General features: G+C 47.4%; 2 protein-coding genes and 1 pseudogene. All 3 read left to right on the forward strand.

Features of this window, described 5'->3' with window-relative positions; genetic code table 11:
* Window positions 1-46: 46 nt before the first annotated feature.
* Complete coding sequence (locus FTV34_RS17680; protein ID WP_180070938.1) at window positions 47-412, forward strand: DUF423 domain-containing protein; 366 nt, start codon at window positions 47-49, stop codon at window positions 410-412.
* Window positions 413-444: 32 nt separating this feature from the next.
* Complete coding sequence (gene thiS / locus FTV34_RS17685; RefSeq protein ID WP_005177095.1) at window positions 445-642, forward strand: sulfur carrier protein ThiS; 198 nt, start codon at window positions 445-447, stop codon at window positions 640-642.
* A gap of 12 nt (window positions 643-654) precedes the next feature.
* Window positions 655-1,046 (forward strand): annotated as a pseudogene (locus tag FTV34_RS17690) (thiazole synthase); the annotation flags it as partial.

A 1,046-nucleotide genomic window follows, 5' to 3' on the forward strand; every position in this document is an offset into this window, starting at 1 on the left:
GAAAAATGTTAAGGTTGAGCGCAAATTTACTCAGGTCATTCTTGCTATGTGGATTGCAATTTCTGCCCTTAATTTAGCACTTGCGGTGATGTTAGGTGCATTTTGGGCACATGGCTTAAAAGCACGCGCAACAGAAGCTCAACTGGCGTGGTGGCAAACAGCGACTGATTATTTTTTCTATCATGCCCTCGGATTATTGGCACTGGCGATTCTGGCCAAAGTCATGACTCAATTTCCCATTAAAGCCAGCTTCCTGCTGATTCAGGTCGGGATTGTGTTTTTCTGTGGCTCATTGTATGTGATGGCGCTAGGTTTGCCGCGCGGTCTGGGGGCCATTACCCCAATTGGCGGTGCGCTAATGATTGCCGGCTGGCTGGTACTGGCCTGGAATGCCATGAAATATGCCCGATAATTCGGGAACGGAACAGCTAGGAAACTGCAGGTATGCACATTTATTTAAACGGCGAATTACAACAGACACAGTGCCATAATTTACTAGAACTGGTGCAACAACTGGCGTTGGAAGGCAAACGTTTTGCGGTAGAACAAAACGAGATGATTGTGCCGAAAAGCCGACTGGAAAGCACCCCTATTCATGATCAAGACCGCATTGAAATTATTCATGCCGTTGGCGGCGGCTAAGACGGAGCACGTATGGAAGACACCCTACTTAAAATCGGTTCACGCACTTTTAACTCGCGCTTGCTGGTGGGCACGGGAAAATATAAAGATCTGCAGGAAACAGATCTGGCCATTCAGGCCAGCGGTGCGGAAATTGTAACTGTTGCTATTCGTCGCGTGAATATTGGTCAGCATCCCGATCAGCCAAATTTGCTGTCTGTGATTCCACCAGAAAAATATACCATTTTGCCAAATACAGCCGGCTGTTTTGATGCCAACAGTGCAGTGCGTACCTGTATGCTGGCACGTGAACTGCTCGATGGTCACAATCTGGTAAAACTGGAAGTACTGGGCGATGAAAAAACCCTGTATCCAAACATCACCGAAACCTTAAAGGCAGCGCGCACGCTTATTGATGATGGTTT

Source organism: Acinetobacter sp. YH16038 (assembly GCF_013417275.1).
Lineage (GTDB): Bacteria > Pseudomonadota > Gammaproteobacteria > Pseudomonadales > Moraxellaceae > Acinetobacter.

What these genes read in the sequence shown, in the direction of transcription:
- thiS (WP_005177095.1), top strand. Translation starts at nt 445, where the DNA reads ATGCACATTTATTTAAACGGCGAATTACAACAGACACAGTGCCATAAT.
- FTV34_RS17680 (WP_180070938.1), top strand. Translation starts at nt 47, where the DNA reads ATGTGGATTGCAATTTCTGCCCTTAATTTAGCACTTGCGGTGATGTTA.